The organism is Paractinoplanes polyasparticus, assembly GCF_019710575.1.
GTDB lineage: Bacteria > Actinomycetota > Actinomycetes > Mycobacteriales > Micromonosporaceae > Actinoplanes > Actinoplanes polyasparticus.
Map to the genome: position 1 here is coordinate 1 of NZ_JAHWFK010000101.1, position 8919 is coordinate 8919.

The following is an 8919-nucleotide window of genomic DNA, read 5'->3' on the forward strand; positions in this document are numbered from 1 at the left end:
AGCCCTCGCCAGCAGCTACCGGCGGACGTGACCCGGTGTGTCGCCGACCCGGTGAACGTTCGTGGCCACCGCACTAGTCGGCGAATACGCATTTCGCGGACCAGCAAGGCTAGGGTTGCGGCAAATGTGGCAGCCGTGAAGGTTCCACCCATAAATGAACCGAGCGCATCGAGGTGCTCCCAGCTCAGGCTCAAAGTGATCAACAGAGGTCCTCGTATCAGGCATCCAGGACAAGTAAGGCTCGGTTGAGGAACGACCAACGGCGTGGCTCGAGACCGATCAAGGCCAGTGTGGCACGGCCTACAAAACTACCGAGCTAGCTCACACTCGTGGCATCAGAACGGTAGATGGGTGTCTAACTGGGTGACAACCGAGGGCTACAACGCCGGACGACCGCGGACGCCGGTGGATTGTTTATGCAGGCCGGCAGGGCTACGGACCAAGGCCAAGGGCCCATGATCGTTCCTTGACACGGAAGAGGTCACTGGTTCGATCCCAGTATCGCCCACGAGCACCGCTATGGAACCCGATGTCTGATTTGGGAGTTGGGTTCTAGTCGTTTCGAAGCCTTCTGACCTTCGGTTATCGAGGTCCGTGAGGGCGGTTCGTGTCCGACTATGGTCCCGTGCCGAGTGAGCGCTCGCAGTTCCTTCCGCAAACGCTGGGCATGAGGTTGGTGAGCGACCGCCCGGCAATCCTGTACGGCGTAACGCTGCCGAAGTTCTTCCGGAGCTGAATGGCCGAAATGGCCTGGATCCCGTTCGTGTTCAGCACACACTGACGGGATGCGCATGGTTCTGCCCGCGGCAGGCAAGGGGCGTCGCCGTTCTGCTGCCACGGTGGTGGTGGTTGGGCTGTTCGTCCTGGTCGTCGTCGCGGCCGCGGCGGTGATCATTACGCTTGACGCCAGATCTTCCGAGGCGCAGAGCAGGCGTCGGATGCAGGCGGTGGCGACGCTCACGCAGGCCTTCGTTGCCGAGCAGACTGCGGGACTCAAAAGTTTGGTCAGTGCTTATGCGGACCGGTTGACGGCAGCCGGTGCGCTGGAGCCGACGAACCTGGATGCCGGCGACAACGTCGTATCGGTTTTGAGTCGGCTGCGGGAGTCACGGCCGGACATCACCGTGACTGCCCTGACGGACGCTGACGGGGTTCTGTTGGGAACTCGGCCGGACAGCCCGGCGCTGGTCGGGAAAAACTTCGCATATCGCGACTGGTACCGGGGCGCGGCGCGTACCGGGCTGCCGTATATGTCGGAGGTTTACCAGTCTGCAGCGGTGGGACAGCCGTTCGTGGTCGCGGCGAGCGTGGTGGTGCGGGGCCGTGCTTCAAATGGCCGTCCGGGCCCTGTGCTGGGGGTGCTCACGGCGACGTACTCGTTGTCGTCGTTTCAGCGTTTTGTCGACAGGTATGCCGATGACACCGGGATCCGTCTGGCGATCGTGGACCAGCGGGGAGTGCTTGTGGCGGCGGCGGGTGATCACCCGGTTGTCACGGGTGGGCTGGAGGCTCGGCGCGACGCCGGCCGGCGGGCCTTGGACTCCAGCGGTGTCGTGTCGGCGTTCGTCACTGACGCGGGGAGCGGATGGCGTGTCGGCAGCGCCATCCCGCTTGACGCAGCACGGTCGTCGGCTGCGGGGTTCCGGTGGGTTGTCTTGACCGGTGGCGGCCTGATCGTGGTGCTGGTCGTCGGGGCGGCGTTCGTGGAGGCGCGGCTGCGTCGTGGCCGGCGCCGCAGCGATGAGGACATCGCGCAATTCTTCGGGGTGTCGCTGGATCTGCTGTGTATCGCCGGAACCGATGGCTACTTCAAACGAATCAATCCGGCCTGGAAGAGTGTTCTCGGGTACGACGAAGAGGATCTGCTCGGGAAACCCTTTCTGAGTTTCGTGCATCCTGACGACGTCGACGCCACGCTGGCGGAGATGGCCACACTCGCGACGGGTGCCACCACGCTAGGTTTCGAGAATCGCTACCGGTGCAGGGACGGAACATATCGGTGGCTGTTATGGCAGACGGCGCCACTGCCGGAGCGCCGGCTGATGTATGCCGTTGCCCGGGACATCACCGAACGAAAAGCAAACGAGCAGACGTTGGCGCAGGTCGCGGCGATCGTCGACTCCTCAGTCGACGCGATCATCGGCGCCGACCTCGACGGTGTCATCACCAGTTGGAACCACGGCGCCGAGCAGATCTTCGGATATCCGTCGGAGCAGATCATTGGCAAGTCCATTCGGCTGCTTTCTCCCGCTGACCACGAGGAGCAGGACGACAAGCTGACACGCGCGGCACGCGGCGAGTCGATTCCGCCGTACGAGGCGGTCCGGATCCGGCAGGACGGGCGGCCCATCGACGTCGCGTTGACCAAGTCCCCGGTTCGCAACGCGGACGGCTCCGTCGTCGGTATCGCCATGATCGCGCGGGACATCACCGACGCCAAACGAGTCGCCGATGCACTGGGGGCGATCATCGAGTCCGCCACCGACGCGTTCATCAGCATCGACAGCGAGGACAACGTCACCGAGTGGAACCACCGCGCGGAGACCCTCTTCGGCTGGCAGCGCGACGAGGTCCTGGGTCGCGACCTCACCGATCTCGTGATCCCCGATCGGGCGAAGGAGGCCCACCGCGCGGGAGTTGAGCACGCGTTCACCGGCGGCGGCTCCGGCATCCTGAATCGGAGCCGGGAGATCGTCGCGGTCGGCCGCAACGGTGTGGAGTTCCCCGCGGAAATCACCGTCTGGCCGGTGAAGACGAGCTCCGGTGATCAGTTCAGCGCCTTCGTACGGGACGTGAGCCAGCGCCAACTGTTCGAGCGGCAACTGGCCGACGCCCGCGACGCCGCGTTGGAGGCGTCGCGGCAGAAGTCCGAGTTCCTGGCCACGATGAGCCACGAGATCCGGACCCCGATGAACGGGGTGATCGGCCTGACCGGCCTGCTGCTGCGCGGGGAGCTGAACGACACTGCGCGCCATTACGCCGAGCGAATCCGCGTCGCAGGCAAAGCACTCCTCGCCGTGATCAATGACATCCTCGACTTCTCCAAGATCGAAGCCGGGGCGTTGATCCTCGATGACGCCCCCGTGAATCTCAGCCTCGTCGTGGAGGACGTCCTGGAGTTGGTCGCCGAATCCGCCCGTGCCAAAGGGCTGGAACTGATCGGCCATTGCGGCACCGACCTGCCGGAGCTGGTGCGCGGCGACCCGGTACGGATCCGGCAAATTCTGCTGAACTTCGCGGTCAACGCGGTGAAGTTCACCGAACACGGTGAAGTCTTCGTCCACGTCCGCCGGGCACCTGAGGCGACGGGGCAGAGCACCACAGGGGAGATCGTCAATGTCCGGCTAGAGGTGACCGACACCGGGATCGGGATTCCCGCCGAGCAACATGCGCGGCTGTTCACCGCATTCGCCCAGGCAGACTCCTCGACGACCCGCCGCTTCGGCGGGACCGGCCTGGGCCTGGCGATCTGCCAGCGGCTGGTGGAGACGATGGGCGGTCAGATCGGGGTCGACAGCCAGGTCGGCTCCGGCAGCGTCTTCTGGTGTCACCTGCCGTTGCGCCACGAGCCCGCCAGTGCCTCGCTCCCCGCCCGGACCTCGATCTCCCTGAAAGGGGTGCGCCTGCTGGTAGTCGACGACAACGCGACCACCCGATCGGTCCTTACCAAGCAGGCCCACGCCTGGGGTATGCAGGTCACCGCTGTCACGTCCGGCGACGAAGCGGTCAACGCGCTGCTGGACGCCTGCTCCCACCAAGCGCCGTTCGACATACTCGTCACCGACCTGCACATGCCCGAGCCCGACGGACTGCAACTCGCCGCCACGATCAGCGGCCACCCGCAGATCCAACCCCTGCCCATCGTGCTGATGACCGTGGATGCCCCGCCAGCACCGGCGGAGATTGCCGGCCTCGGGATCACCGCCACAATCACCAAGCCCATCCAACAGTCCCAGCTGTACGACTGCCTCATGCAGATTGTCGCGGGCCTGCAAGACCCCACCACCGCATCTGCGACCGCCCGGGGACCCGCGACACCAGCCAACGGGCAGCGGCTGCTGCTGGCCGAGGACAACGAGACGAACCAGATCGTCGCCATGGGCGTCCTGCATGAGCTCGGCTACCAGGTCGACGTCGCTGCCGACGGCATGCAGGCCCTGGACCTGCTCAGCCGTAACACCTATTCCGCAGTGATCATGGACTGCCAGATGCCCAACATGGACGGTTACGAAGCAGCGAGCGAAATCCGCCGCAGAGAGGCCAACACCACGCCGCCCGACCATCCGAGCGACGGTACAGAGCCGCGCCGCGTCCCAATCATCGCGATGACCGCGGCGGCGCTCAAAGACGACCGTGACCGTTGCTACGCCGCCGGCATGGACGACTACCTCAGCAAACCGTTCGAACCCGAAGACCTCGCCATGACCATCCACCGCTGGGTGGAAGACGCGGTTCCGGCCGACCGAATTCAGCCGGTCGTCACCCCCGGCGCCCTGGAAATCACCAATCGCCTCAACCAGCTCCGGGAGCACCTCCCACCGGCAAGTATCGACCGGCTGACGGCGTCGTTTCTGCGGGACAGCGTGCAATGCATCGCCGACCTGCGCGCCGCGTCTGCACGCTCCGACGCCGACACACTTGCTCGGACTGCGCACACGCTCAAGGGCGCAGCATCCAGCATCGGCGCCGGGGCACTCGCCGCGCTCTGTCAGACGCTCGAAGAACGCGCGACCGGCGGTGACCTGCATGACGCCGCCGACCGGATCGCCCAGCTCGAAGCGCAGTACGAGCACGTTCGGGACCTGCTCCAGACGCTCACGCCGAGCGCTGCCACGCATTGACGGCTCGCCAAACAACCCGAAATTGTGACAACTTCCCGATAAAGTACAAGTTCGGTGTAGGCCTGAAGAGGAGACCCGCGATGAGTACTGTCCTCGTCGTCGACGACCACATCACCAACCGTGAGCTGGTCCGCGACCTCCTGACCTTCCGCGGGCACACTGTCATCGAGGCCCACGAGGGTGCTGAAGCGCTCAGTGTGGCCCATGCCCGGCACCCCGACCTGGTCCTCACCGACGTGCTCATGCCGGGCATGGACGGCTACCAACTCGCCCAGGAACTGCGTGCCGCTCCCGACACCGCCGACACGCCCATCGTCTTCCTCACCGCCAACTACCTGCCCGCCGAGGCACACCCGGTCGCCGAGGCCTGCGGCGTCGCCGACGTGCTGCTGAAATCCGTCGACCCGCAAACCCTGCTGGACGCCGTCGAACAGGCAATCGCCACATCCGACCAGGCCCACCGGGAGTTCGACCTCGAGCGGGCGGCGCACGCCCGTCAGCAAGCCGTCGACGCGAAACTCTTCGAGCGGACCGACGCGCTCGCCGAGACCGCGGCACGATTCCAGATGATGGCTGACCACTCGCCCGTCGGTACGGTGTTCGGTGACCAGCACGGCGCTGCCAACTACATCAACCGCCGATTCGCCGACATCATCGGCCTGCCTCCCAGCGACCTGACCGGCCGTGGCTGGCTGCGATGCGTCCCCCAAGATGAACAAGACAAGGTGCTCGCTGTGGCCGCGGCAAGCCGCCAGACCAGCGCCCAGCACCGCTACCGCGGCCAGGTCCGCTTGCCCGACGGCTCCACCCGGTGGCTGCACGTCCACGTGCAGGGAATCCCTAACGACAACGGCGGCTCACACGGCTTCATCGCCACCATCGACGACATCACCACCGTCGTCGAAGCCGAACAGCAAAACCAGGCAGCGGACCGGAAACGCTACGTTGACGCCCGCATCCAGGCCACCCAGCGCCTCGAAGGCCTCAGCCGCCTCGCCGGCGGCGTCGCCCACGACTTCAACAACATCCTCGGCGCGATGCTCGGCTTCGAAACCTTCGTGACCGAAGGCATCACCGAACTCATCGACGCCGGCCATGTACCCGCCGACACCGGCCGAACACTGCTCGGCGACCTGGAACAGATCCGCAACGGCGGCCACCGCGCCACCGACCTCACCCAACAGTTGCTCACCTTCGGCAGCCGCACACACCTCTCCGTCGCCCCGCTCGACCTCAACCAAGCCATCCGCGAATCCTGTGACCTGCTCGCCCCCACCATCGGCGAGCACATCGACGTCAAAACTGACCTCTCCGCGAACCTGCCCCCGATCCTCGCCGAACCCGGCAACATCGCCCAGATCCTGCTCAACCTCACCATGAACGCCCGCGACGCCATGTCCACCGGCGGAACCCTCACCATCGCCACATCCACTGTCACCCTCGAAGGCGACGAAGAAAACCACGGCAGCGGCCTCCCAGCAGGCCAATACGCGAAACTCACCATCCGAGACACCGGTGACGGGATGACTCCCGAAGTCCTAGACCGCGCCCTCGAACCCTTCTTCACCACGAAGAGCCGAGGTAACGGCACCGGGCTAGGCCTCGCGACCACCTACGGCGTGATCAACCAACTCAGCGGATCCCTGCGCATCGAGTCGGCACCACACCGCGGCACCACCATCACCATCCACCTCCCCACCGCCGAGGACACGGCCGAGCCGCCGCCCACACCCGCCCTGCAGCCGGCACACGGCGGAACCGAAACCATCCTCCTGGCAGACGACGAAGAGGGCATCCGCGAAACCACCGCCCGCATCCTCACCCGGGCGGGATACACCGTCATCACTGCCGCGAACGGCCCCGAAGCCCTCGAACTGGCCAGGCACCATCACGAGCCGATCCAACTGCTGCTCAGCGACGTCGTGATGCCAGACATGCCCGGCCCCGAACTCGCGGACCGGCTCACCACTGACCGCCCCTCGGTCAACGTTCTGTTCATGTCGGGATACGCCGACGGGCTCATCAACGACCGTGGCCTTGTACCACCCGACGCCACGTTACTCACGAAACCGTTCACAGCGAGCCAGATCCTCACCGCGGTCCGAACATCGCTCGAAACCCATCGACCAGTCTGAAGCGCGGAGCAACCTCGCCAGCGGAGCTGATGGACCGGATCAGCGTGGTGGGGACTGTGCCAGGAGCGGTGTTTCCGGCCCGACACGCCGGGCTGAGGTCCGGCGAGATGGGCACCGTGAGTGATGACATCGAACGTTGTGAGTCCACGGAAGAAAACCGAGGGTGACGGGCGGCAGCTGTCGCCCGAGCAGGCCGCTGCGGCGGCGATGGTGGCCGAGGCGAAGGCTCGTGGGCTGGAGCTGACCGGCCCGAACGGTTTGTTGAAGCTGTTCACCAAGAATGTTCTCGAGACCGCGTTGAACGAGGAGATGACCGAGCATCTCGGTCACGCCAAGAACCAGGCCGATCCGGACCGCGGATCAACGAATGTGCGTAATGGCAGCCGGGGCAAGACGGTGATCTCGGACGCGGCTGGTGAAGTTCAGATCGAGGTGCCGCGGGATCGGGATTCAACGTTCGAGCCGCAGATCGTCAAGAAACGGCAGCGCCGGTTGACCGAGGTCGACGAGATCGTCCTGTCGTTGTATGCAAAAGGCATGACGACCGGGGAGATCTCCGCACATTTCGCGGAAATCTACGGGGCGTCGGTGTCGAAAGAGACGATCTCCCGGATTACCGACAAAGTCGTGGCCGAGATGACGGAATGGTCGACGCGGCCGCTCGACAGCGTTTACGTGGCCGTGTTCATCGATGCCATCATGGTCAAGGTCCGCGAGGGCCAAGTCGCCAACAAGCCGGTCTACGCGGCCATCGGCGTCACTGTGGACGGCCACAAGGACGTGCTGGGTCTGTGGGCCGGCTCCGGCGGTGAGGGCGCCAAGTTCTGGATGAGTGTCCTGATCGACCTGAAGAACCGCGGCGTGCGCGATGTGTTCTTCGTGGTCTGCGACGGCTTGAAAGGACTACCGGAAACGGTCGAGAACGTGTGGCCGGAAGCGATCGTCCAAACCTGCATCATTCATTTGATCCGGAACACGTTCCGGCTCACTTCCCGGACAGACGCCGACGCGATCAAACGAGACATCAAACCGATCTACACGGCAGTCAACGCCGAAGCCGCCCTGGCCGCCCTCGACGACCTGGACGAGAAATGGGGCGGCAAATACCGGGCCATGATCCGGCTGTGGCGTAACGCGTGGACCGAGTTCATCCCGTTCCTCGACTACGACGTCGAAATCCGCCGGGTGATCTGCTCGACGAACGCGATCGAATCGTTGAACGCACGCTACCGGCGCGCCGTCCGCGCCCGCGGACATTTCCCGAGCGAACAGGCCGCCATGAAATGCCTGTACCTTGTGACCCGCAGCCTGGATCCGACCGGAGCCGGCCGCGCACGATGGACGATCCGCTGGAAGCCTGTACTGAACGCCTTCGCCATCACCTTCGGTGACCGCTGGCCGGCCGCCGAAACCTACTAACCAAAGAGCCGGAAACACCGATCTTGGTACGGACCCGCGTGGTGACGTTTCGGCGGAGAGTGGCGTACCGGTCAGGGCATGCGTCGACGTACGGCCGGTAGCGTCACGATTGGGCCCTGAGCTGCGGGTATGCGGTTCTTATTCTGCCAACTATGGTCCACGAGCAGGTTGAGCTGCGAAAAGGTCCACCGCGATGATCCGATGCGGTGGACCTTCGTCACGTTTCCGGGAGCAGGCTGGGTTGACTACTCCTGGATCAAGATTGTTCTGCTCCCTGCCTGACCGCCACCCGGTCGCGAAGGTGCTCACGCGACAGGTGGCACCCCTGGTATCCATCGAAACTGGCGCGTCGAGGGGTCGACGGCCTGCACCGCGTGCGGCGCCCCGGTCCGGGCGGCACGTTCGCGTCGGCGGTGCCGGTCAATCAAGCCCGGCAGGCCGCGACGCCGGCGGGATCGGCACTGCAGCACGTTCGGACGCGTTGTCGCCGGTCGGATCGGCCGGAGGAGCCGCGGCCCGTTGCC

General features: G+C 65.2%; 3 protein-coding genes. All 3 read left to right on the forward strand.

Annotation, left to right across the window (positions count from 1 at the left end; all coding sequences use genetic code 11):
- Positions 1-785: 785 nt before the first annotated feature.
- Positions 786-4841: a PAS domain S-box protein gene (locus KXC43_RS50030; protein WP_221383391.1), complete on the forward strand. Its 4056-nt coding sequence runs from the start codon at positions 786-788 to the stop codon at positions 4839-4841.
- A gap of 80 nt (positions 4842-4921) precedes the next feature.
- On the forward strand, positions 4922-6976 hold the full coding sequence (locus KXC43_RS50035) for a response regulator (RefSeq protein WP_221383392.1): 2055 nt from the start codon (positions 4922-4924) through the stop codon (positions 6974-6976).
- 123 nt (positions 6977-7099) lie between these two features.
- Entirely contained in the window at positions 7100-8395 is a 1296-nt protein-coding gene (locus KXC43_RS50040) for an IS256 family transposase (protein ID WP_221383393.1), read from the forward strand.
- Positions 8396-8919 lie beyond the last annotated feature (524 nt).